This is a genomic window from Enterobacter sp. BNK-16 (assembly GCF_048684955.1).
In the GTDB taxonomy this organism is placed as follows: Bacteria; Pseudomonadota; Gammaproteobacteria; order Enterobacterales; family Enterobacteriaceae; genus Enterobacter; species Enterobacter bugandensis.
Genome location: NZ_JBLQTQ010000001.1, coordinates 4,029,299 through 4,050,294 on the forward strand (window position 1 = coordinate 4,029,299; position 20,996 = coordinate 4,050,294).

A 20,996-nucleotide genomic window follows, 5' to 3' on the forward strand; every position below is an offset into this window, starting at 1 on the left:
TTCGGTCCATAACCAAAAAACCTTTTGAGAAACATAGAGATAAAAAGAGACCGAATACGATTCCTGTATTCGGTCCAGGGAAATGGCTCTTGGGAGAGAGCCGTGCGCTAAAAGTTGGCATTAATGCAGGCTAAGTCGCCTTGCCTTTTAAGAATAGATGACGACGCCAGGTTTTCCAGTCCACAGCAAAAGTGGCCTGAAAAAAAGCGTCAGAGCATCATTAAAAGTGAAAAACCGCAGTGCTTTGGCGAGCATCTGCGGTTTTTTATTGGAAACCTGAACGTCAGCAGAGCTTGTCAGCGCGCTCGATAAACGGTGCCAGGCTCATCTTCTGCCCCGGGTTGGCCGGGTCATCAATCTGAATCACGCTGACTGGTTGACCGCTGCTCTTGCCGCTGGCGACCTGCTGCTCAGCGGTATCGTTGAGCGGGTACTGGACCAGCGTGCTCGGGTTGATCGCATACAGCGCATGGCCCGGACGGCAGGTCAGCATCACCTCTTCGCGATTAAAGGCCCATTTGTCTTTGCCCACTTCAAAGCGGCTTACGGTGATTACCTGCGGTGCCGCCAGAGCGCTTCCCGCGCAGGCCAGCAATAAGAGAGAAAGTACTGTCTTTTTCATTTAATAGTTAACCTTGTCAGAAGGGTTCCCAGGTAGCAAACAGACTGACCGTTGCCAGAACCAGCGCGCCCAGCACCACCTCTGCCTGTGTCATCCTGATAAACATCTGTTGTGCGCGCCCGGAATCCGGACGGAACCGTGGCACCAGAAAATACCGATTTGCCAGCGCAATTGCCACCATCAACGCCACGAGAGCACATTTGAACAACAAAAACTGCACGTAGCCAGCCTGCCAGGGAATATGGATGCCCAGAATCAACAGCGCATTCACTACGCCGGTGAGCAGCACGCCTGCGACGGCATAATGCCCCACGCGCGAGAAACGCATCATGGTATAGATGGCCGCGTTCTGCCAGCGTCCTTTCGCCAGATGCATGCAAAACAGCAGCGGCAGCAATCCACCCACCCAGGTTGCGGCACACAGCAGATGAACAGCATGATTGAGTCGCTGTAACGCCCCCATCGGGCCGTCGCTCATCGCCGCGTGCCCTACCCCTGCCAGCAGGATAAGCTGGCCCATGGCGAGCAGCAGCAGGCGCGAGCCTTTCAGCGGCGCGAGCCACGCGACGACAACGGTGATGGCAGCGAGGATAATTTGCCACAACCAGACGCCACCAAACTGCGTTCCCAGCACGCTGTTCCAGATTTGCGGGTTAAACACATCGCCCCAGCCGTTGCCCATTAAGCCGCCCTGAAGCATAAACATCAGGATCGCAGCGGTCAGGCTGACGATGGACGCCACTCTCTGCTGGAGCTGGAAACGCCGGGCCATCAGGCGGTGCAGCCCGGAAGGCGCAAACCAGACGCTGTAAAGCGCGTTGCCAAAAACGAGCATTAGCGCCGCAAAATGGATAAAGCGCAATCCTACGTATAACAGTCCCAGCATGCTATTTCACGCTGAAGCGATAGCTGCCTTTGGTTTTATGGCCGTCGACGGAAACCACGTGCCAGTCCACCCGGTAAGCCCCCGGCGCCAGCGTCTGTTCCAGCGGAACGGTCAGCTGTGCTTTGTTCTTTTCGTCTCGCGTGGCGGTACCGGTTTTGATCACCTGCTTTTGCGCATCCGTCACCACGACGCCGCTAAATCCGGGCTCGATACCTTCGGAGAAATTCAGTGTCAGCACCTGCGGTGACGCCACCTGGCTGTCCGCTGCCGGGCTCTGCTGCTCAAGATGCGCATGCGCCAACACGGAGGGTGAGATTACCGTTGAGGCCAAAAAAACCAGTGCGCATACCGCGCGGGAAGCGGATAAACCCATCACAATCATTCCTTTTTGTTATGTCTGTATGCTAAAGAATAACGCTGTATAATAAACGAGTCGAGGATCATCCCGCTCTGCTTGTCATCGTCGCGCAATCGCGGTAACGTTGCCGCCGCAAAATAAGGAGAAGGTAATGAAGATCAATCTGGCCGCCCTTCCTCAGGACGAGATGGATAAAGTGAATGTCGATCTCGCTGCCGCTGGCGTCGCCTTTAAAGAGCGTTACAACATGCCCATCGTGGCTGAAGTGGTGGAGCGAGAACAGCCCGCCCATCTTCGTGACTGGTTTCGCGAAAGGTTAATTGCCCACCGTCTCGCCTCGGTCAACCTCTCCCGCTTGCCGTACGAGCCGAAAGTTAAATAAGCTTAACGACTCGTTACACTTCCTTACGCGGAATCTGGCAGGATAAGAAAACCCTGATTAAATTAGGTGTACTCTTTAATCCCTGCGACTCTGTGTATAAGGAAGTCACGATGTCACATTGGAATATTGCGGCAGCCCAGTATGGCGGGCAGCATCACAGCGTAGATGACCATATTGCGCACCATCTCCACTTTATTGCCGAAGCAGCACAGCATCAGTGCGATTTGCTGGTTTTCCCGGAACTCTCATTAACCGGCCCGGGCGCGACGGCATTACCGCTTCCGCCCGAAGACGATCGACTACAGCCATTGCTTGATGCCGCGCATTTTTACCGCATTACCCTCATTGCAGGGCTTCCCGTTGAACGAAACGGTCAACGCCAGAAAGGCCTTGCGCTTTTTATCCCCTCCCGCGATCGTATTCTGCGTTACCCTCAGGGGAGCGGCGCCAGCCTGGTGCCGGGTGATAAACAACTCACGATTATCGATGGGCAAAGCGATTCACCGAATCTTGATCCGCAGGCAACACTTTTCACCAGCTGCCAGTCGGTGAGGGATTACCGCTGGCGACAGTCCATCAATACCCTGCAGCGCTTTGCGCACAGGTATGCCATCGCGGTGTTAATGGCAAATGCCGGCGCGGGCAGCGCGTTATGGGATGAAAAAGGCCAGCTGATCGTTCGGGCAGATAAGGGTGAGCTCCTGTTGACCGGCACGCGCAACGGACAGGGTTGGCAAGGCGATATCATTCCTTTAGGCTAAGCGTTTTAAGCTCAGGAGATTTTCATGCTGCGCGTCATTGATACCGAAACTTGCGATCTTCAGGGCGGAATTGTGGAAGTGGCCTCGGTCGACGTGGTTGATGGAAAAATCGTCAACCCGATGAGCCATCTGGTGCGTCCCGATCGTCCTATTAGCCCACAGGCCATGGCTATCCATCGCATTACAGAATCAATGGTGGCGAATAAACCCTGGATAGAAGACGTTATCCCGCACTACTACGGCAGCCCATGGTACGTTGCCCACAACGCCAGCTTTGACCGTCGGGTACTCCCCGAAATGCCCGGGGAGTGGATTTGTACCATGAAGCTGGCGCGTCGCCTCTGGCCAGGGATCAAATACAGCAATATGGCGCTGTATAAATCCCGCAAGCTCAGCGTCAGAACCCCTGAAGGGCTGCACCATCACCGCGCCCTGTATGACTGCTATATCACCGCTGCGCTACTCATAGATATTATGAACACATCGGGCTGGACGCCGGATGATATGGCAACGATCACCGGACGCCCTGCGCTGCTGACGACGTTCACCTTCGGCAAATACCGCGGGAGAGCGGTATCGGATATTGCGGATAAAGATCCGGGCTATCTGCGCTGGCTGTATAACAACCTCGACAAAATGAGCCCGGAGCTGCGCTTAACCCTGAAACACTATCTGGGTGAAGCTTAACGCTGCACACGGCCTGGCAACGTATCCTGCGCCAGGCCTATCAAAAAGGCATACTCCAGGGCCACCCCTTCGTAGGATTTGAATCGACCCGATTTCCCCCCGTGCCCGGAGTCCATATCGGTACAGAGCAGCAGCAGGTTGTCATCGGTTTTCAGCTCCCGCAGCTTTGCTACCCATTTTGCCGGTTCCCAGTATTGCACCTGTGAATCGTGCAAACCGGTCGTCACCAGCATGTGCGGGTACGCTTTCGCTTCCACGTTGTCATACGGGCTGTACTCTTTCATATAGCGATAATAGGTTTCATCCTGCGGGTTGCCCCACTCCTCAAACTCCCCGGTCGTCAAAGGGATGGACTCATCGAGCATAGTGGTAACCACATCGACAAACGGGACCTGCGCAACAATGCCCTTAAAGCGTTCGGGCCGCTGATTGATGACCGCCCCCATCAGCATCCCCCCCGCGCTGCCGCCCATGCCGAAGCAAAGCTGAGGATCGCCATAGCCTTGCTCAATCAGCGCATCGCAGACGTCGAGATAGTCGTTGAAGGTGTTTTTCTTTTTCAGGAATTTCCCGTCTTCATACCAGTGCTGCCCCAGCTCGCCGCCGCCGCGAATATGGGCAATGGCGAAAACAAAGCCGCGGTCGAGCAGGCTTAATCTGCTGCTGCTGAAGTCGGCATCCATGCTGGAGCCATAAGAGCCGTAGCCGTAGACCAGGATCGGATTTTTACCCTTCTGGAAATGCGCCTTATGATAAACGAGCGAAACAGGCACTTCCACGCCATCGCGCGCGGTGACCCACAGGTGTTCGCTGCGGTAATTGTCGGAATCAAAGCCCTTCACTTCGGTTTGCTTAAGCACCTGGCGCTGTCCGGTATCCATATCCAGCTCGAAGAGCGTATCCGGCGTGGTCATGGACGAGTAGCCGTAGCGCAGCCGGGACGATTCAGGTTCCGGGTTAAAGCCGATCCACGTGACGTAGGCCGGATCGTCGAACGCAATCCCTATCACCTCACGCGTTTTACGGTTGATCTGCCGGATACTGGTCAGCCCCCGCTGGCGCTCCTCCACCACCAGCCAGTCGGTAAACAGCGTGAACCCTTCCAGCATCACCTGATCCCGCGCGGGAATGAGCACCTCCCACTTGCGCTCGTCGCGCACCTTGGTTTTGTACAGACCAAAGTTCTTGCCTTCACGATTCGAACGCAGATAAAAGCTGTGCTGGAAGTGATCCAGGCTGTACTCGTGGTCCTTGCGGCGCGGCAGGAAACAGAGCGGCTGGGCGTCAGGCAGTTCGGCATCCAGGAGCAGCACTTCCGAGGTGGTGGCGCTGGCGAGGAAAATAATCACATAGTGGCGCGAGGAGGTTTTATGCAGGCTGACATAAAACGTTTCGTCTTTCTCTTCATAGACCAGCTCGTCATCGGCTGAGTCCGTGCCTACGGTATGGCGCCACACCTGATAAGGCAGCAGCGTGGAGGCGTGCTTTTTAACGTAGTAGACCGTCTCGGAATCGTTCGCCCAGACAAAATCCGGGGAGACGTTTTCCAGCATTTCCGGATACCAGTTGCCGGTTTCCAGATTGCGAAAACGCAGGCCGTACTGGCGCCGGGAGAGATAATCCTCCGCCAGCGCCATGATGGTGTTGTCCGGGGAGATGGATATACCGCCCAGGGTATAAAACTCGCTGTGGGCGGCGCGCTGGTTCGCATCCAGCAGAATGTCCCATTCATCCCACTCGGCGCTTAATACCGACTGTCGTTGATAGATAGGATACTCGTTGCCCGGCTCATAGATATGGCGATAGCGATAGCCGTTTTTGGTCCAGGGCGCGGAGATGTCGCGCTGGGGAATACGCTGCACCATTTCGTTCAGCAGCTGGTCCTGCAGCGCCTGCTGGCTGGCCATGACCCTGCGGCCATAGTCGTTTTCCTCGTGCAGGTAGTCGAGCACCTCTGGCCGGGAACGCGAATCGTCCCGCAGCCAGTAGTAGTTGTCTATGCGCGTATCGCCATGCGTGACGATCGCATAAGGAGTACGTCGGGCTTTCGGTGGCATGTCATCATTCTTTTAAGTTTTACACCCTATAAGGTTGGCAAAACCCGCGCATGATGCAAGCGAAACATGACCACGGGGGCGCGAGTTAGCCCTGTAGCGCCTGTTTTTGTTCCCCGATATCTTTTTCTATCCCCTCGCGCACGTCCTGAGGGATCTTCAGCGCGTCGCCGAGGGCGTTAAGGTAGCTACGCTCCATAAAGTGATCGATATCTATGGCGGCACAGCTGAGAAAATAGAGTTCCAGCGCCTCTTCCTCATTTTTCACGCTCAGTGCCAGACGCTGCGGATCGAGCGGCTGTTCAATGGCCTGCGCCACCAGCGTTCTGCCCTGTTCTTCAACACCCGCCTCGCGCAGCTGCTGTTCGATAGCCGCTCTCTCTTTATCATCAATATGCCCGTCGCTTTTGGCGGCGAAAACCAGCGCCAGGATGAGCCGCTCCGTGCGCAGATCCAGCGGAGAAGTATGCTCCCCATAGTGAGGTTCATCGCGGTGCGCCGCTCGCACCCTGTCCTTATATTTGTTCCACAGCACGGTGCCGGCGATAGCGCCGCCCCCGGCCAGCAGCGCGCCGGTACCGTACTTCGCCAGCAGCTTGCGTGAGGATTTATTGGCAACCAGCAGCCCTGCCAGCCCACCGAGCGCCCCCGGTACCAGCAGTTTGCTCAGCCCCTGCTCGCCGGAACCAGACGTTTTCTGCCCTAACATGGATTGCAGTTGATTTAACCAGCCTGACATGGTTTCCCTCGCTTAACGGTTAACATGTTCTCCAGCGTAAGCGAGCAGGCGTCAGGAAATGTCCATCAAGCCTAAAGAAGCGCAAATTTCTGGTCTGCCCTTTTGCCGTGCGCAAGACAGACGCAAACGTTTTCGTTTATACTGCGCGCATCTTTTTCAGGGGGAATGTTATGACTCGTTTAGGAACCGCGCTGCGACCTGCGGCGACGCGCGTAATGCTGTTGGGATCGGGCGAACTGGGTAAAGAAGTCGCCATTGAGTGTCAGCGTTTAGGGGTGGAGGTGATTGCCGTAGACCGCTACGCCGACGCGCCCGCCATGCACGTCGCCCATCGTTCTTATGTGATTAACATGCTGGACGGTGATGCCCTGCGCACGCTCATTGCACGGGAGAAACCGGATTTTGTCGTGCCGGAAATTGAAGCTATCGCAACCGATACGCTGATCGCCCTTGAGCAGGAAGGCCAGCGCGTGGTGCCCTGCGCGAAAGCCGCAAAGCTGACCATGAACCGTGAAGGCATTCGCCGCCTGGCGGCGGAGGAGCTGGGGCTACCTACTTCAAGCTACCGTTTTGCGGGTGACAAAGCCGCATTCCTGCAGGCCGTTGAAGAGATTGGCTACCCGTGCATCATTAAGCCGGTGATGAGCTCTTCCGGGAAAGGTCAGAGCTTTATTCGCGACAGCAGCGCGCTGGACAGCGCGTGGGATTATGCGCAACAGGGTGGCCGTGCCGGTGCCGGTCGCGTGATCGTCGAAGGCGTGGTGAAGTTTGATTTCGAAATCACTCTGCTCACCGTCAGTGCCGTGGACGGCGTCCATTTCTGCGACCCGATTGGCCACCGCCAGGAAGATGGCGATTATCGTGAATCCTGGCAGCCGCAGCAGATGAGCGACCTGGCGCTGGAGCGTGCCCGGGAGATTGCCCGTAAAACCGTTCTGGCCCTGGGCGGTTATGGCCTGTTCGGCGTGGAGCTGTTCGTCTGCGGTGACGAAGTGATCTTCAGCGAAGTCTCCCCTCGCCCGCACGACACCGGTATGGTCACGCTCATTTCGCAGGATCTCTCGGAGTTCGCCCTGCACGTGCGCGCCTTCCTCGGCCTGCCGGTTGGCGGCATTCGCCAGTACGGCCCGGCGGCGTCGGCGGTGATCCTTCCGCAGCTGACCAGCCAGAATGTGACGTTTGATAACGTCGAAGGCGCGGTGGGCGCAGGCCTGCAGGTCCGTCTGTTCGGCAAGCCGGAGATCGACGGTACGCGTCGTCTGGGCGTGGCGTTAGCCACCGGGGATAACGTTGACGAGGCCGTAGCAAGAGCAAAAGCGGCGGCTGCGAACGTTCAGGTAGCAGGATAAAAAAAACGGGCCGAAAGGCCCGTTTTTCATGCTGCATGTGGCTTACTGCTTCGCGCCTTCAACCGCTTCACGAGCCAGTTTCGTGATGCGATCCCAGTCACCCGCTTCCAGCGCATCCGCCGGAACCAGCCATGAGCCGCCGATGCACAGCACGCTTTTCAGCGCCAGGTAGTCGCGGTAGTTAGCCGGGGAGATACCGCCCGTCGGGCAGAAGCGTACCTGAGAGAAGGGACCCGCAATTGCCTGCAGCGCTTTGGTGCCGCCGTTCGCTTCCGCCGGGAAGAATTTGAACTCTTTCAGACCGTAGTCCATGCCCAGCATCAGTTCAGAAACGGTGCTGATGCCCGGGATCAAGGGAATAGTGCCTTCGGTCGCGGCCTTCAGCAGCGGCTCGGTCAGGCCCGGGCTGATGGCAAACTGTGCGCCGGCTTCGGTCACTTCCGCCAGCTGCTGCGCGTTGAGAACGGTACCCGCACCGATGATGGCGTCCGGCACTTCTTTAGCGATGGCGCGGATGGCATCCATCGCGCAGGCGGTACGCAGGGTCACTTCCAGAACGCGAACGCCGCCCGCAACCAGCGCTTTCGCCATTGGCACAGCGTGCTCCAGCTTGTTTACCACGATAACCGGCACGACAGGGCCAGTGGTCAGGATTGCTTCTGCACTTGTTTTCCAGTTTTTCATCAGAGTTCTCTCTCGCCAGATCGTTAAAATCAAGTCGTCTTAAAACGTAATACAGGTTGCGCCCTGCTCCGCACCGGAGAGCTTCTCACGCAGCGCGCTGAACATTTCGCGTCCGGTCCCCACGCGCGATGCGCTCAGGTCAGGAATATGAGGCTGACGTGCCGCCAGCTCCGCGTCATCCACCAGCAGGGTTAACTCGCCAGTCTGGCCGTTCACGCGGATCATGTCGCCGTCGCGCACTTTCGCCAGCAAGCCGCCGTCGTAGGCTTCAGGCGTGACGTGGATGGCGGAAGGCACTTTGCCGGATGCGCCTGACAGGCGGCCATCGGTCACTAACGCAATTTTGAAACGGCGGTCCAATAATACACCAAGTGGTGGCATAAGTTTATGTAATTCTGGCATGCCGTTCGCTTTTGGCCCCTGATGACGCACGACCACCACGCAGTCTTTATCCAGCAGACCGGCGTCGAAGGCAGGCAACACGTCGTGCTGGCTTTCAAACACTACCGCCGGGGCCTCGATAACCTGGTTCTCTTCCGGCACGGCAGAGGTTTTCATCACCGCGCGGCCAAGGTTGCCGCTCAGCACTTTGGTACCGCCGTGGTGGGAGAACGGTTTGTCGATAGTGGCAATCACCTGCGGATCAAGAGACGCGGTTGCCCCGTCGCGCCAGTCCAGCTCGCCGTTGTTCAGCCACGGCTCCTGGGTGTAGCGCTGCAGACCAAATCCGGCTACGGTGTTCACGTCTTCATGCAGCAGACCGCCTTTCAGCAGCTCGCGCATCAGCAGCGGAACGCCGCCCGCAGCCTGGAAGTGGTTGATGTCCGCCGGCCCGTTCGGGTACAGACGCGCCATCAGCGGTACCACGGAGGAGATGTCGGAGAAGTCATCCCAGTTAATCAGGATACCCGCCGCGCGCGCCATGGCCACCAGGTGCATAGTGTGGTTAGTTGACCCGCCGGTCGCCAGCAGGGCGACGATACCGTTGACGATCACTTTTTCGTCGACCATTTTGCCCATCGGCATCCATTCATTGCCGTTTCCTGTCAGGCGCGTCACCTGACGGGCCGCGGCCTCGGTCAGCGCCTGGCGCAGCGGCGCGTCCGGCTGGATGAAGGACGAGCCCGGAAGCTGCATCCCCATAAACTCCACCACCATCTGGTTGGTGTTGGCCGTGCCGTAGAATGTACAGGTGCCCGGCGCATGGTAGGACGCGGCTTCGGCTTCCAGCAGCGCCTGACGATCGGCTTTGCCTTCCGCATACAGCTGGCGGATACGCACTTTTTCTTTATTCGGCAGACCGCTGGCCATCGGGCCGGACGGCACGAAAATCGCAGGCAGATGACCAAACGACAGCGCCGCCATCACCAGTCCCGGGACGATTTTGTCGCACACGCCGAGATACAGCGCGCCATCAAACATGTTGTGTGACAGGCCCACAGCCGCAGACATCGCAATCACTTCGCGGCTCAGCAGCGACAGCTCCATACCATCCTGCCCCTGCGTCACGCCGTCGCACATGGCCGGGACGCCCCCTGCCACCTGCCCGACCGCGTTCACGCTGTGCAGCGCTTTACGAATGATGTTGGGATAGACCTCATACGGCTGGTGCGCGGAGAGCATATCGTTATAGGACGTGATAATAGCGATATTGTTACGCAACATGCTTTTCAGGGAGGCTTTGTCATCAGGCTGGCAGGCGGCGAAGCCGTGGGCCAGGTTACCGCAGGCCAGCTGGGAGCGGTGAACGGTGTTGCTTTTCGCCTGTTCAATGCGGGCGAGGTAGGCCGAACGGGTCTCTTTCGAGCGCTCGATAATGCGTTGTGTTACGCGTAACAATACAGGATTCATAAAAGCTCCTTTAATTTATCTGTCCGGGCTCGGGAGTTTACAAAATCGCTGGCGGTTGTTAACAACGCTGAAACGCTTGCTGTCCGGAGCTCAGGGGCAAAATCACTTCCGGCAGTGTAATAAAAAAAGCCCCGCGGGTGAATCCACGCGGAGCTTAAAAGTATAAAAATTGTGCCACTAGCTGTGTTAGATCATGTTACCGGTAAAATAACACTTTCGGGCTAGCGGAATATCCTACTCAAACTCGTTCCAGGAGCGGCCATCGCGGGTGATCATCGCCACCGACGCCACAGGCCCCCAGGTACCCGCCTGATACGGTTTTGGCGCATCCTGATCGGCAGCCCAGGCTTCGGTGATGGAATCGACCCATTTCCACGCCTCTTCCACTTCGTCGCGACGCACGAACAGCGCCTGGATACCGCGCATGGTTTCCAGCAGCAGACGCTCGTAAGCATCCGCAAGGTGCGTCTGGTTGAAGGTTTCGGAGTAGCTCAGATCCAGCTTGGTGGTCTGCAGGTTGTGCTTATGATCCAGGCCCGGCACTTTGTTGAGGATCTGGATATCCACCCCTTCGTCCGGCTGCAGACGGATGGTCAGCTTGTTCTGCGGCAGCTCCTGCCAGGACTCTTTGAACAGGTTCAGTTCCGGGTTCTTAAAGTAGACAACCACTTCGGAACACTTCGTCGGCAGACGCTTACCGGTACGCAGGTAGAACGGCACGCCCGCCCAGCGCCAGTCGTCGATATCCACGCGGATGGCCACAAACGTCTCGGTATTGCTGGACTTGTTCGCGCCCTCTTCTTCCAGGTAGCCTGGCACTTTTTTACCTTGCGCAAACCCGGCGGTGTACTGGCCGCGAACGGTTTTCTCGCGCACGTTGGAACGGTCGATGCGGCGCAGCGACTTCAGCACTTTCACTTTGGCATCGCGGATGCTGTCAGCCGTCAGGTCAGACGGTGGAGACATGGCAATCATGCACAGAATTTGCAGCAGGTGGTTCTGGATCATGTCGCGCATCTGGCCGGCCTGGTCAAAGTAACCCCAGCGACCTTCAATCCCCACCTCTTCCGCCACGGTAATTTCCACGTGGTCAATGGTACGGTTGTCCCAGTTATTCACAAACAGGGAGTTAGCGAAACGCAGCGCCAGCAGGTTCAGTACCGTCTCTTTACCGAGATAGTGGTCGATACGGTAGACCTGACACTCTTCAAAGAACTCGCCCACCTGGTCGTTAATTTCACGAGAGGTTGCCAGGGACGTCCCCAGCGGCTTCTCCATCACCACACGCGCCGGCTTGGCGTTCAGTTTGGCTTCGCCCAAACCTTTGCAGATGGCACCAAAGGTGCTTGGCGGCATGGCGAAATAGTTAATGGTGACACGGTTTTTCTGATCCAGCATGGCACCCAGGCGGGAAAACGCGCTGACGTCATTCACGTCCAGGTTGCAGAAATCGAGACGACCGCTGAGGGTGTCCCACAAACTTTCATCAATTTTTTCCTTCATGAAAGTTTCGAGCGCCTCACGGACGACTTTGGTATAAGCGTCCTTGTCCCAGTCGGCGCGCCCAACACCCAGGATACGCGTATCCGGATGAATTTGGCCCGCTTTCTCCAGTTGATACAGGGAAGGCAGCAATTTCCGGCGTGCAAGATCGCCTTTCGCGCCGAAAATGACCAGGTCACATGCCTGGGCTGTTTGCGTTACCGCCATGTCATTCTCCTCAGTTGGATCACCTGGTGCTTCTGCCAGGTATCGTTGTAATTTTATTACAATGCACTGTACTGCTTTTACGTCATTCCCGAAACCATTAGCGCTTATCGTCTCGTGCGATACGGCGATTTTTCGCCACTCAGCCGATTATGGCGACGTAATGACGCAACAGCCGTCGATAATTTGCGCAACAGGGTCATAGCAAAACCCGACATCGATCAAGTAATGAAAAAAAACAACAACATTATCTCGTCGACTGTTACCCTTTAGGGAAGCCACAGGGGTAATATCGACTAATCGAATCAAGATTTCATCAATGAGTGAAATCGTTTCCACCCCCATGAGCGCCTTGTTAACAATGAACATGCTTGAAAAAATCCAGTATCAACTGGAACACCTTAGCAAATCCGAGCGAAAAGTGGCTGAAGTCATTCTGGCCGCGCCCGCTCAGGCAATTCATTCAAGCATCGCCGCTCTGGCTCAGGAAGCAGGCGTCAGTGAACCGACGGTCAACCGCTTCTGCCGCAGCCTGGAAACGCGCGGCTTTCCTGATTTTAAACTGCATCTGGCACAAAGTCTGGCAAACGGCACCCCCTATGTTAATCGTAATGTGGATGAAGACGACAGCGTAGATGCCTATACGGCAAAAATATTTGAGTCGGCCATGGCCACGCTCGATCACGTTCGTCAAAGTCTGGATATGAGTTCGGTAAACCGCGCGGTGGATTTACTCACCCAGGCCAAACGCATTGCGTTCTTCGGTCTTGGCTCGTCAGCCGCCGTGGCGCACGACGCCATGAATAAATTCTTCCGCTTTAACGTGCCGGTTATTTATTCCGATGACATTGTGCTGCAACGCATGAGCTGTATGAATTGCAGTGAGGATGACGTCGTGGTACTGATTTCGCACACTGGCCGCACCAAAAGCCAGGTTGAGCTGGCGCAGCTGGCCCGTGAAAACGATGCCATGGTAATCGCCCTCACCACCGCCGGCACGCCGCTGGCGCGGGAGGCGACTCTCGCCATTACCCTGGACGTGCCTGAGGATACCGACATGTATATGCCAATGGTGTCCCGTCTGGCGCAACTCACGGTAATCGACGTGCTGGCGACCGGATTTACCTTACGCCGGGGCGCAAAATTCCGAGATAACTTGAAGCGAGTCAAGGAAGCGCTGAAGGAATCGCGTTTTGATAAAGAATTGCTTATAAAGAGCGATGTTCCCTGAAAGTAGATAACGAAGACGTAACCCATAATTAGATGTAACGATTTTCGGCATTCGGCCCCCTCTTTGCTGCCTTGCAGTAGATGAAGGCCGATTCAATGTTCACGCAACACCAAAGTTGTTTCAGTCAACGGAGTATTACATGTCCAGAAGGCTTCGCAGAACCAAGATCGTCACCACCTTAGGCCCGGCCACCGATCGCGATAATAACCTCGAAAAAATTATCGCCGCTGGCGCCAACGTGGTGCGTATGAACTTCTCTCACGGTACGCCAGAAGACCATAAATTGCGTGCCGATAAAGTGCGTGAGATCGCCGCTAAGCTGGGCCGCCACGTCGCTATCCTCGGCGACCTGCAGGGTCCAAAAATTCGTGTATCAACCTTTAAAGAAGGTAAAGTTTTCCTCAATATCGGCGACAAATTCCTGCTGGATGCCAACCTCGGCAAAGGCGAAGGCGATAAAGAGAAAGTCGGGATCGACTATAAAGGCCTGCCGGCTGATGTGGTACCTGGCGATATCCTGCTGCTCGACGACGGTCGCGTCCAGCTGAAGGTGCTGGAAGTTCAGGGCATGAAAGTGTTCACTGAAGTCACCGTCGGCGGCCCGCTCTCCAACAATAAAGGCATCAACAAACTGGGCGGCGGCCTCTCTGCGGAAGCCCTGACCGACAAAGACAAAGCGGATATCGTAACGGCGGCCCAGATCGGTGTTGACTACCTGGCGGTCTCCTTCCCACGCTGTGGCGAAGATCTGAACTATGCGCGCCGTCTGGCCCGTGACGCAGGCTGTGATGCCAAAATCGTCGCTAAGGTTGAACGCGCGGAAGCCGTGTGCGATCAGGATGCGATGGACGATGTGATCCTCGCCTCTGACGTGGTGATGGTTGCCCGTGGCGATCTGGGCGTGGAAATCGGCGACCCTGAACTGGTCGGTATCCAGAAAGCGCTGATTCGTCGCGCACGTCAGCTGAACCGCGCGGTGATCACCGCCACCCAGATGATGGAATCCATGATCACTAACCCAATGCCAACCCGTGCGGAAGTCATGGACGTCGCTAACGCCGTGCTGGACGGTACCGATGCGGTGATGCTGTCAGCGGAAACCGCGGCGGGCCAGTATCCGGCAGAAACCGTGGCCGCAATGGCGCGCGTCTGCCTGGGCGCGGAGAAGATCCCAAGCATTAACGTCTCCAAGCACCGCCTGGATATCCAGTTCGACAATGTGGAAGAAGCGATTGCGATGTCCGCCATGTATGCGGCCAACCATCTGAAAGGCGTTACGGCGATCATCACCATGACCGAATCTGGCCGCACCGCGCTGATGACCTCTCGCATCAGCTCCGGCCTGCCGATTTTCGCCATGTCACGCCACGAGCGTACGCTGAACCTGACGGCGCTGTACCGCGGTGTTACCCCGGTACACTTCGACAGCACCAATGACGGCGTAGCCGCGGCGCACGATGCCGTAAACCTGCTGCGCGATAAAGGTTACCTGGTGTCTGGTGATATCGTCATCGTGACGCAGGGTGACGTGATGAGCACCATCGGCTCAACCAATACCACGCGCGTACTGACTGTAGAGTAAGATCCGATCCCCTCTCCCCTAAGGGGAGAGGGGCAAGGTAAAGGTTTTCTATTTCCTCGGGTAAAGCTCTTTACGCTTATAGGGCTCCGTCTCTCCCGGCTTCCGCGTTTTCAGCAGCTTCAGTATCCACGTGTACTGTTCGGTATGCGGCCCCACCAGCAGCTCCACCTCTTCGTTCATGCGGCGCGCGATGGTGCGATCGTCCGCGGTCAGCAGGTCGTCCATCGGCGGACGGACTTCAATGCTCAGACGATGCGTTTTACCGTCGTAAACCGGAAAGAGCGGGATCACGCGGGCGCGGCAGACCTTCATCAGGCGCCCAATCGCGGGGAGCGTGGCTTTGTAGGTCGCAAAGAAGTCGACAAACTCGCTGTGCTCGGGTCCGTGGTCCTGGTCCGGCAGATAGTAGCCCCAGTACCCCTGACGTACCGACTGAATAAACGGCTTGATGCCGTCGTTACGCGCATGCAAACGTCCGCCAAAACGACGACGTACCGTATTCCAGACAAAATCGTAGATTTTATTGCCCTGGTTATGGAACATCGCCGCCATTTTCTGCCCCTGGGAAGCCATCAGCATTGCCGGGATATCCACGCCCCAGCCGTGGGGCACGAGGAAAATGACCTTCTCATCATTGCGACGCATTTCGTCGATGATTTCCAGCCCTTTCCAGTCAACGCGGTCGATGATTTTTTCCGGTCCTTTCAGCGCCAGCTCCGCCATCATCGCCATGGCCTGCGGTGCGGTGGTATACATCGCGTCGATGATGGCCTCGCGCTCGGCATCGCTTTTTTCAGGAAAACAGTAATAGAGGTTGATCTGCGCACGACGACGCGCGCTTTTACCTAAGCGTCCGGCCAGACGGCCAATTTTTCCCAGTACGGGATCGCGCAGCGCGGCAGGCAGCATAGCGATGCCCGCAAAGGTGTAAACCCCCAGCCAGGCGCCCCAGTTGCGCGGGTGTCGAAAGGATTTTTCAAACTCAGGAATGTATTCAATATTATTTTTTTTTGTTTCCATGCTGGTTCCAGGGTCTGGTGACGCAAAAAATTATTCAGATAGTGTAGCGAGGCAGTCGCCCACGCACAAAAGAAAAAGCCGGCGCATGCTGACACCGGCTTTTTTCACAAAACAGAGAGCTTAGTTTAAGCTCAGCTGCGGTATCACCTCTCTCGCCTGCGCCAGGTAATCGGAACGATCTTTACCTGTCAGGCCTTCGGTGCGCGGCAGTTTGGCCGTCAGCGGGTTCACGGCCTGCTGGTTGATCCACACTTCATAGTGCAGATGCGGGCCAGTAGAGCGTCCGGTGTTGCCGGAGAGCGCGATACGGTCGCCGCGTTTCACTTTCTGCCCCGGTTTGACCAGCAGCTTGCGCAGGTGCATATAGCGGGTGGTATAGGTACGACCGTGACGGATAGCCACGTAATAACCCGCAGCACCGCTGCGTTTTGCCATCACCACTTCGCCATCGCCAACGGCCAGCACCGGCGTGCCCTGCGGCATCGCGAAGTCTACCCCGCGGTGAGGCGCAACGCGGCCGGTAACCGGGTTCAAACGACGCGGGTTAAAGTTAGAGGAGACGCGGAACTGTTTCGCCGTCGGGAAACGCAGGAAGCCTTTCGCAAGGCCTGTACCGCTGCGATCATAGAACTTGCCGTCTTCAGCGCGAATGGCGTAGTAATCTTTTCCCTCGGAGCGCAGACGCACCCCCAGCAACTGGCTCTGCTCGCGCTTGCCGTCCAGCATTTCGCGGGACATCAGGACGGAAAACTCATCGCCTTTCTTCAGCTTACGGAAATCCATCTGCCACTGCATGGCTTTGATCACCGCGCTGATTTCACCGCTGGTCAGGCCCGCATCACGGGCGCTGGAAACAAAGCTTCCGCCCACGGTACCTTTCATCACGCTGTTAACCCAGTCGCCTTTCTGCATTTCACTGGTCATTTTGAAACCGTTTGCAGTGCGGTCATAGGTGCGGGTTTCGCGGCGGGACATTTCCCAGGTCAAACGCTGAAGATCGCCATCCGCCGTTAATGTCCAGGAGAGCTGTTGCCCGATTTTCAGGTTACGCAGGTCTTTATCCGCAGCGGCCAGCTGGCTGATATTGCCCATGTCGATACCGTACTGGTTGAGCACGCTGCTCAGCGTGTCACCGGTAGAGACAACGTATTCGTGGATCCCCGCTTCGTTCTCGGTTTTATCGTCCAGTTCATCCTGAGGGATAGCTTCATCTTCCTGAGCGGCCTGGTCGATAGGCTCGCTGGCTTCAGGCAGCAAAGAGCGGATCTCGCTCTTTTCAAGCTCGATGGTTTTAATGATAGGGGCAGAACTCGGGTGGTAAACATAGGGCCGCCAGACGGCGACCGCTAAGGTGAGAACTGTAAGCGACCCCAGCATAACGCGGTGGGGTCGAGGCAGATTGTTAAATGCCAGGGCGACAGAGCGGGCTATCTGTTGCACGTATTCACTTCCTCGTTAATCTCCTTTCAGGCAGCTCGCATACTGGTTCGCCAGTTGGCTGAGGAACTGCGAATAGCTCGCTTTGCTCAACTGGATATTCGTACCTAGCGGGTCAAGGGTTCCCATGCGCACGGATGTTCCCCTGGCCACGGCTTCTACGACCGCTGGCCTGAACTGTGGCTCAGCAAAAACGCATGTCGCTTTCTGCTCAACCAGCTGTGTTCTGATTTCATGTAAACGCTGCGCACCAGGTTGAATTTCAGGGTTGACGGTAAAGTGCCCAAGCGGGGTCAGGCCGTAGTGTTTTTCGTAGTAGCCGTAGGCGTCATGAAAAACGAAATACCCTTTTCCTTTCAACGGTGCGAGCTCATTACCTACCTGCTTATCGGTTGCGGCTAATTGTGCCTCAAAATCCTTCAGGTTGGCGTCTAGTTTGGCTCGACTTTGCGGCATAAGTTCCACTAATTTGTCATGGATTGCAACCGCTGAAAGCCACGCTATCTCTGGGGATAGCCAGAGATGCATGTTGTACTCGCCGTGATGGTGATCTCCATCACCTTTTTCACCCTCTGCAGCGTGATGGTCATGTTCGTCACCGTCATCATCGGCCCCTTTCATGAGCAACGGTTTCACGCCGGAAAGCCCGGCAATCGCGACCTGTTTTTCATCAGCAATCTGTTTGGCGGATTTCTGCATGAATGCTTCCATCTCCGGACCAATCCAGACGACTAAGTCTGCGTTTTGTAAGCGTTTTACATCAGACGGACGCAGAGAATAGTCATGCTCTGAGGCCCCGTCAGGGAGCAGAACCTGGGTTTCCGCTACCCCATCGGCAATGGCCGACGCGATGAATCCAAGCGGTTTAAGCGAAGCAACAACGGCAGCGTTAACATCTTGTGCGGTTGTTCCCCAAAGGGCAGCGGATAATGCTGCGAAAAGAAGCGTATTTTTATGTAACATAATGCGACTAATCATCGTAGTGAATGCGTGGAATGTGATATTATAACATTCGTTGACTTCTTCAAGCTTAAATTGACATGACGACTCTGGTTTCTCTCGACAATATTTCGGTCTCCTTTGGCCAGCGCCGCGTCCTCTCTGACGTATCGCTGGATCTCAAGCCCGGAAAAATTCTGACGCTGCTCGGCCCCAATGGCGCAGGTAAATCCACTCTGGTGCGCGTGGTGCTGGGTCTGGTTACACCGGATGAAGGTGTAATCACGCGCGAGGAAAAATTGCGGATCGGCTATGTGCCGCAAAAATTACATCTGGACGCCACCCTTCCGCTGACGGTAAATCGTTTTCTGCGTCTGCGTCCGGGCACGCGAAAAGCCGATATTCTCCCGGCGCTGAAGCGCGTGCAGGCGGGCCACCTTATCGACGCGCCGTTGCAGAAGCTGTCCGGCGGTGAGACGCAGCGCGTTTTGCTGGCCCGTGCGCTGCTGAGCAGCCCGCAGCTGCTGGTGCTGGATGAGCCAACCCAGGGCGTGGACGTCAATGGTCAGGTCGCGCTTTATGATTTGATCGACCAGCTGCGCCGCGAACTGAACTGCGCCGTGCTGATGGTCTCCCATGACCTGCATCTGGTGATGGCGAAAACCGACGAAGTGCTGTGTCTCAACCATCACATTTGCTGTTCCGGCACGCCTGAAGTGGTCTCAATGCACCCGGAATTTATCTCCATGTTCGGCCCTCGCGGCGCTGAACAGCTTGGCATTTATCGCCATCATCATAATCACCGCCATGATTTGCAGGGACGAATCGTTCTGCGTCGGGGAAATGGACACTCATGATTGAACTGTTACTGCCCGGCTGGCTGGCCGGGGTTATGCTTGCCTGCGCCGCAGGCCCACTCGGCTCGTTTGTGGTCTGGCGCAGAATGTCTTACTTCGGTGATACCCTGGCGCATGCGTCGCTGCTGGGCGTTGCCTTTGGTTTGCTGCTGGATGTGAATCCCTTTTACGCGGTAATTGTGGTCACGCTGCTGCTGGCAGCCGGTCTGGTCTGGCTGGAGAAGCGCCCTCACCTCGCGATTGATACGCTGCTTGGCATCATGGCGCACAGCGCGCTGTCGCTGGGTCTGGTCGTTGTTAGCCTGATGTCAAATATCCGCGTTGACCTGATGGCCTACCTGTTTGGCGATCTGCTGGCCGTAACGCCTGACGATCTCATCGCGATCGCCATTGGCGTGGTGGTGGTACTGGGTATTCTGCTGTGGCAGTGGCGGAATTTACTGGCAATGACCGTCAGCCCGGATCTGGCGTTTGTCGACGGCGTGAAGCTGCAGCGCGTGAAGCTGCTGCTGATGCTGGTGACGGCGTTAACGATTGGTGTCGCAATGAAGTTTGTCGGCGCGCTGATTATAACATCGCTGCTGATCATCCCTGCCGCCACGGCGCGCCGTTTTGCACGTACGCCAGAGCAGATGGCCGGTATCGCGGTGGTTATCGGGATGATCGCCGTCACGGGCGGGTTAACCTTTTCGGCGTTTTATGACACGCCAGCAGGGCCGTCGGTGGTCTTGAGCGCGGCGGTGTTGTTTGTTTTCAGTATGATGAAAAAGACCGCGCAGTAGTGAGCATGTCCCCGGTGGCGCTTCGCTTACCGGGGCTACCATTTATCGCTACTTACGGCATCGCGGGCGGCGTAATACCGAAATGATTCCACGCCCGCACCGTCGCCATACGACCACGTGGGGTACGCTGTAAGAAGCCCTGCTGGATCAGATACGGCTCCAGCACATCTTCGATCGTCTCACGCTCTTCGCCAATTGCCGCCGCCAGGTTATCCAGCCCGACCGGGCCACCGAAGAACTTGTCCAGCACCGCCAGCAGCAGTTTGCGGTCCATATAGTCAAAGCCTTCAGCATCGACGTTCAGCATATCCAGTGCCTGGGCGGCGATCTCGGCGGAAATCGAACCATCGTGCTTCACTTCAGCAAAGTCACGCACGCGGCGCAGCAGGCGGTTGGCAATACGCGGCGTACCGCGGGAACGTTTCGCCACTTCATATGCCCCCTCTTCGCTCATATCCAGCCCCATGTAGCGCGCGCTGCGCCCCACGATATGCTGAAGATCGGGCACCTGATAAAACTCCAGACGCTGAACGATGCCAAAGCGGTCGCGCAGCGGAGAGGTCAACGACCCGGCGCGGGTCGTGGCGCCAATCAGGGTAAACGGCGGCAGATCGATTTTGATGGAGCGCGCGGCCGGGCCTTCGCCGATCATAATATCCAGCTGGTAATCTTCCATCGCCGGATAGAGCACTTCCTCCACCACCGGTGACAGGCGGTGGATCTCATCGATAAACAGCACGTCATGCGGTTCAAGATTGGTCAGCATCGCCGCCAGATCGCCTGCTTTCTCCAGCACCGGGCCGGAGGTGGTACGCAGGTTGACGCCCATTTCATTGGCGACGATATTCGCCAGCGTGGTTTTCCCTAACCCCGGCGGGCCAAAAATCAGCAGGTGATCGAGCGCATCGCCGCGCAGCTTTGCCGCCTGGATGAAAATCTCCATCTGGGAACGTACCTGCGGCTGGCCGATGTACTCATCAAGCAGCTTCGGGCGGATCGCACGATCCACCACGTCTTCTGCCTGAAGGGTGCCTGCCGATACCAGGCGGTCTGCTTCAATCATCCTTT

Annotated in this window: 20 protein-coding genes; 8 read left to right on the forward strand and 12 right to left on the reverse strand. The window is 56.6% G+C overall.

The annotated features are described in order from the left end of the window. Positions 1–283 precede the first annotated feature (283 nt). Genes ACMGGH_RS19415 through yobA form a run of 3 tightly spaced genes read right to left on the reverse strand, consistent with a single transcriptional unit; the run spans position 284 to position 1,881 of the window. Entirely contained in the window at positions 284–622 is a 339-nt protein-coding gene (locus ACMGGH_RS19415) for a YebY family protein (protein WP_028013604.1), read from the reverse strand. A 16-nt stretch (positions 623–638) separates the two neighbouring features. Then, positions 639–1,508 (reverse strand): copper homeostasis membrane protein CopD, encoded by an 870-nt coding sequence (copD, locus tag ACMGGH_RS19420; protein WP_126327002.1) that lies wholly within the window; start codon positions 1,506–1,508, stop codon positions 639–641. A gap of 1 nt (position 1,509) precedes the next feature. Next, positions 1,510–1,881 carry a CopC domain-containing protein YobA gene (gene yobA / locus ACMGGH_RS19425; RefSeq protein WP_045260311.1) on the reverse strand — a complete coding sequence of 124 codons (372 nt, stop codon included), beginning with the start codon at positions 1,879–1,881 and terminating at the stop codon, positions 1,510–1,512. Between the two features lie 136 nt (positions 1,882–2,017). Here yobA and ACMGGH_RS19430 point away from each other — a divergent pair, with 136 nt between their 5' ends. The 3 genes from ACMGGH_RS19430 to exoX all read left to right on the forward strand — a co-directional run bounded on the left by ACMGGH_RS19430 (position 2,018) and on the right by exoX (position 3,696). Further along, the gene (locus tag ACMGGH_RS19430; protein WP_013096102.1) at positions 2,018–2,248 is read left to right on the forward strand and encodes a DNA polymerase III subunit theta; all 231 of its coding nucleotides are present in this window, start codon (positions 2,018–2,020) and stop codon (positions 2,246–2,248) included. A gap of 110 nt (positions 2,249–2,358) precedes the next feature. Further along, entirely contained in the window at positions 2,359–3,009 is a 651-nt protein-coding gene (locus ACMGGH_RS19435) for a nitrilase-related carbon-nitrogen hydrolase (protein WP_045260312.1), read from the forward strand. Positions 3,010–3,033: 24 nt separating this feature from the next. After that, positions 3,034–3,696: an exodeoxyribonuclease X gene (gene exoX, locus ACMGGH_RS19440; protein WP_232948498.1), complete on the forward strand. Its 663-nt coding sequence runs from the start codon at positions 3,034–3,036 to the stop codon at positions 3,694–3,696. Here the strand turns inward: exoX and ptrB are convergent. Both ptrB and ACMGGH_RS19450 read right to left on the reverse strand, forming a co-directional pair. Further along, positions 3,693–5,753, reverse strand: coding sequence for an oligopeptidase B (ptrB, locus tag ACMGGH_RS19445; protein ID WP_232948497.1), 2,061 nt, complete (start codon positions 5,751–5,753; stop codon positions 3,693–3,695). The two genes, exoX and ptrB, sit on opposite strands and share 4 nt — an antisense overlap. Positions 5,754–5,838: 85 nt before the next feature. Then, complete coding sequence (locus tag ACMGGH_RS19450; protein WP_049138841.1) at positions 5,839–6,489, reverse strand: tellurite resistance TerB family protein; 651 nt, start codon at positions 6,487–6,489, stop codon at positions 5,839–5,841. A 170-nt stretch (positions 6,490–6,659) separates the two neighbouring features. On the opposite strand from ACMGGH_RS19450, the gene purT reads away from it, so the two are divergent. After that, positions 6,660–7,838, forward strand: coding sequence for a formate-dependent phosphoribosylglycinamide formyltransferase (gene purT, locus ACMGGH_RS19455; RefSeq protein WP_048956532.1), 1,179 nt, complete (start codon positions 6,660–6,662; stop codon positions 7,836–7,838). A gap of 42 nt (positions 7,839–7,880) precedes the next feature. Here the strand turns inward: purT and kdgA are convergent, their stop codons facing one another. The 3 genes from kdgA to zwf all read right to left on the reverse strand — a co-directional run bounded on the left by kdgA (position 7,881) and on the right by zwf (position 12,083). Beyond that, a complete protein-coding gene (kdgA, locus tag ACMGGH_RS19460) occupies positions 7,881–8,522 on the reverse strand; it encodes a bifunctional 4-hydroxy-2-oxoglutarate aldolase/2-dehydro-3-deoxy-phosphogluconate aldolase (protein WP_014884307.1) in 642 nt (213 codons plus the stop codon). Positions 8,523–8,561: 39 nt separating this feature from the next. Further along, positions 8,562–10,373 (reverse strand): phosphogluconate dehydratase, encoded by a 1,812-nt coding sequence (edd, locus tag ACMGGH_RS19465; protein WP_041909456.1) that lies wholly within the window; start codon positions 10,371–10,373, stop codon positions 8,562–8,564. Positions 10,374–10,607: 234 nt separating this feature from the next. After that, positions 10,608–12,083 carry a glucose-6-phosphate dehydrogenase gene (gene zwf / locus ACMGGH_RS19470; protein WP_028013613.1) on the reverse strand — a complete coding sequence of 492 codons (1,476 nt, stop codon included), beginning with the start codon at positions 12,081–12,083 and terminating at the stop codon, positions 10,608–10,610. A 358-nt stretch (positions 12,084–12,441) separates the two neighbouring features. Between zwf and ACMGGH_RS19475 the strand changes: the two genes are divergently transcribed. Continuing rightward, complete coding sequence (locus ACMGGH_RS19475; protein WP_028013615.1) at positions 12,442–13,311, forward strand: MurR/RpiR family transcriptional regulator; 870 nt, start codon at positions 12,442–12,444, stop codon at positions 13,309–13,311. Positions 13,312–13,450: 139 nt separating this feature from the next. Continuing rightward, positions 13,451–14,893, forward strand: a complete 1,443-nt coding sequence (gene pyk / locus ACMGGH_RS19480) for a pyruvate kinase (protein WP_028013616.1) — start codon at positions 13,451–13,453, stop codon at positions 14,891–14,893. A 48-nt stretch (positions 14,894–14,941) separates the two neighbouring features. Here the strand turns inward: pyk and lpxM are convergent, their stop codons facing one another. The 3 genes from lpxM to znuA all read right to left on the reverse strand — a co-directional run bounded on the left by lpxM (position 14,942) and on the right by znuA (position 18,313). Next, positions 14,942–15,913 carry a lauroyl-Kdo(2)-lipid IV(A) myristoyltransferase gene (gene lpxM, locus ACMGGH_RS19485; protein ID WP_028013618.1) on the reverse strand — a complete coding sequence of 324 codons (972 nt, stop codon included), beginning with the start codon at positions 15,911–15,913 and terminating at the stop codon, positions 14,942–14,944. A 120-nt stretch (positions 15,914–16,033) separates the two neighbouring features. Beyond that, complete coding sequence (gene mepM / locus ACMGGH_RS19490; protein WP_088205060.1) at positions 16,034–17,353, reverse strand: murein DD-endopeptidase MepM; 1,320 nt, start codon at positions 17,351–17,353, stop codon at positions 16,034–16,036. 15 nt (positions 17,354–17,368) lie between these two features. Then, positions 17,369–18,313 carry a zinc ABC transporter substrate-binding protein ZnuA gene (znuA, locus tag ACMGGH_RS19495; protein WP_420299211.1) on the reverse strand — a complete coding sequence of 315 codons (945 nt, stop codon included), beginning with the start codon at positions 18,311–18,313 and terminating at the stop codon, positions 17,369–17,371. Positions 18,314–18,390: 77 nt separating this feature from the next. Between znuA and znuC the strand changes: the two genes are divergently transcribed. Beyond that, positions 18,391–19,146, forward strand: a complete 756-nt coding sequence (gene znuC / locus ACMGGH_RS19500; RefSeq protein WP_028013621.1) for a zinc ABC transporter ATP-binding protein ZnuC — start codon at positions 18,391–18,393, stop codon at positions 19,144–19,146. Further along, positions 19,143–19,928 (forward strand): zinc ABC transporter permease subunit ZnuB, encoded by a 786-nt coding sequence (znuB, locus tag ACMGGH_RS19505; RefSeq protein ID WP_041909449.1) that lies wholly within the window; start codon positions 19,143–19,145, stop codon positions 19,926–19,928. The genes znuC and znuB overlap by 4 nt, the downstream gene beginning before the upstream one ends. 52 nt (positions 19,929–19,980) lie before the next feature. On the opposite strand, the gene ruvB is transcribed toward znuB, so the two are convergent. Beyond that, positions 19,981–20,991, reverse strand: coding sequence for a Holliday junction branch migration DNA helicase RuvB (ruvB, locus tag ACMGGH_RS19510; protein WP_028013623.1), 1,011 nt, complete (start codon positions 20,989–20,991; stop codon positions 19,981–19,983). Between the last annotated feature and the right edge of the window lie 5 nt (positions 20,992–20,996).

Coding starts and splice junctions, on each gene's coding strand:
- ACMGGH_RS19415 (WP_028013604.1), bottom strand. CDS start 622: ATGAAAAAGACAGTACTTTCTCTCTTATTGCTGGCCTGCGCGGGAAGC.
- copD (WP_126327002.1), bottom strand. CDS start 1,508: ATGCTGGGACTGTTATACGTAGGATTGCGCTTTATCCATTTTGCGGCG.
- yobA (WP_045260311.1), bottom strand. CDS start 1,881: ATGGGTTTATCCGCTTCCCGCGCGGTATGCGCACTGGTTTTTTTGGCC.
- ACMGGH_RS19430 (WP_013096102.1), top strand. CDS start 2,018: ATGAAGATCAATCTGGCCGCCCTTCCTCAGGACGAGATGGATAAAGTG.
- ACMGGH_RS19435 (WP_045260312.1), top strand. CDS start 2,359: ATGTCACATTGGAATATTGCGGCAGCCCAGTATGGCGGGCAGCATCAC.
- exoX (WP_232948498.1), top strand. CDS start 3,034: ATGCTGCGCGTCATTGATACCGAAACTTGCGATCTTCAGGGCGGAATT.
- ptrB (WP_232948497.1), bottom strand. CDS start 5,753: ATGCCACCGAAAGCCCGACGTACTCCTTATGCGATCGTCACGCATGGC.
- ACMGGH_RS19450 (WP_049138841.1), bottom strand. CDS start 6,489: ATGTCAGGCTGGTTAAATCAACTGCAATCCATGTTAGGGCAGAAAACG.
- purT (WP_048956532.1), top strand. CDS start 6,660: ATGACTCGTTTAGGAACCGCGCTGCGACCTGCGGCGACGCGCGTAATG.
- kdgA (WP_014884307.1), bottom strand. CDS start 8,522: ATGAAAAACTGGAAAACAAGTGCAGAAGCAATCCTGACCACTGGCCCT.
- edd (WP_041909456.1), bottom strand. CDS start 10,373: ATGAATCCTGTATTGTTACGCGTAACACAACGCATTATCGAGCGCTCG.
- zwf (WP_028013613.1), bottom strand. CDS start 12,083: ATGGCGGTAACGCAAACAGCCCAGGCATGTGACCTGGTCATTTTCGGC.
- ACMGGH_RS19475 (WP_028013615.1), top strand. CDS start 12,442: ATGAACATGCTTGAAAAAATCCAGTATCAACTGGAACACCTTAGCAAA.
- pyk (WP_028013616.1), top strand. CDS start 13,451: ATGTCCAGAAGGCTTCGCAGAACCAAGATCGTCACCACCTTAGGCCCG.
- lpxM (WP_028013618.1), bottom strand. CDS start 15,913: ATGGAAACAAAAAAAAATAATATTGAATACATTCCTGAGTTTGAAAAA.
- znuA (WP_420299211.1), bottom strand. CDS start 18,313: ATGTTACATAAAAATACGCTTCTTTTCGCAGCATTATCCGCTGCCCTT.
- znuC (WP_028013621.1), top strand. CDS start 18,391: ATGACGACTCTGGTTTCTCTCGACAATATTTCGGTCTCCTTTGGCCAG.
- znuB (WP_041909449.1), top strand. CDS start 19,143: ATGATTGAACTGTTACTGCCCGGCTGGCTGGCCGGGGTTATGCTTGCC.
- ruvB (WP_028013623.1), bottom strand. CDS start 20,991: ATGATTGAAGCAGACCGCCTGGTATCGGCAGGCACCCTTCAGGCAGAA.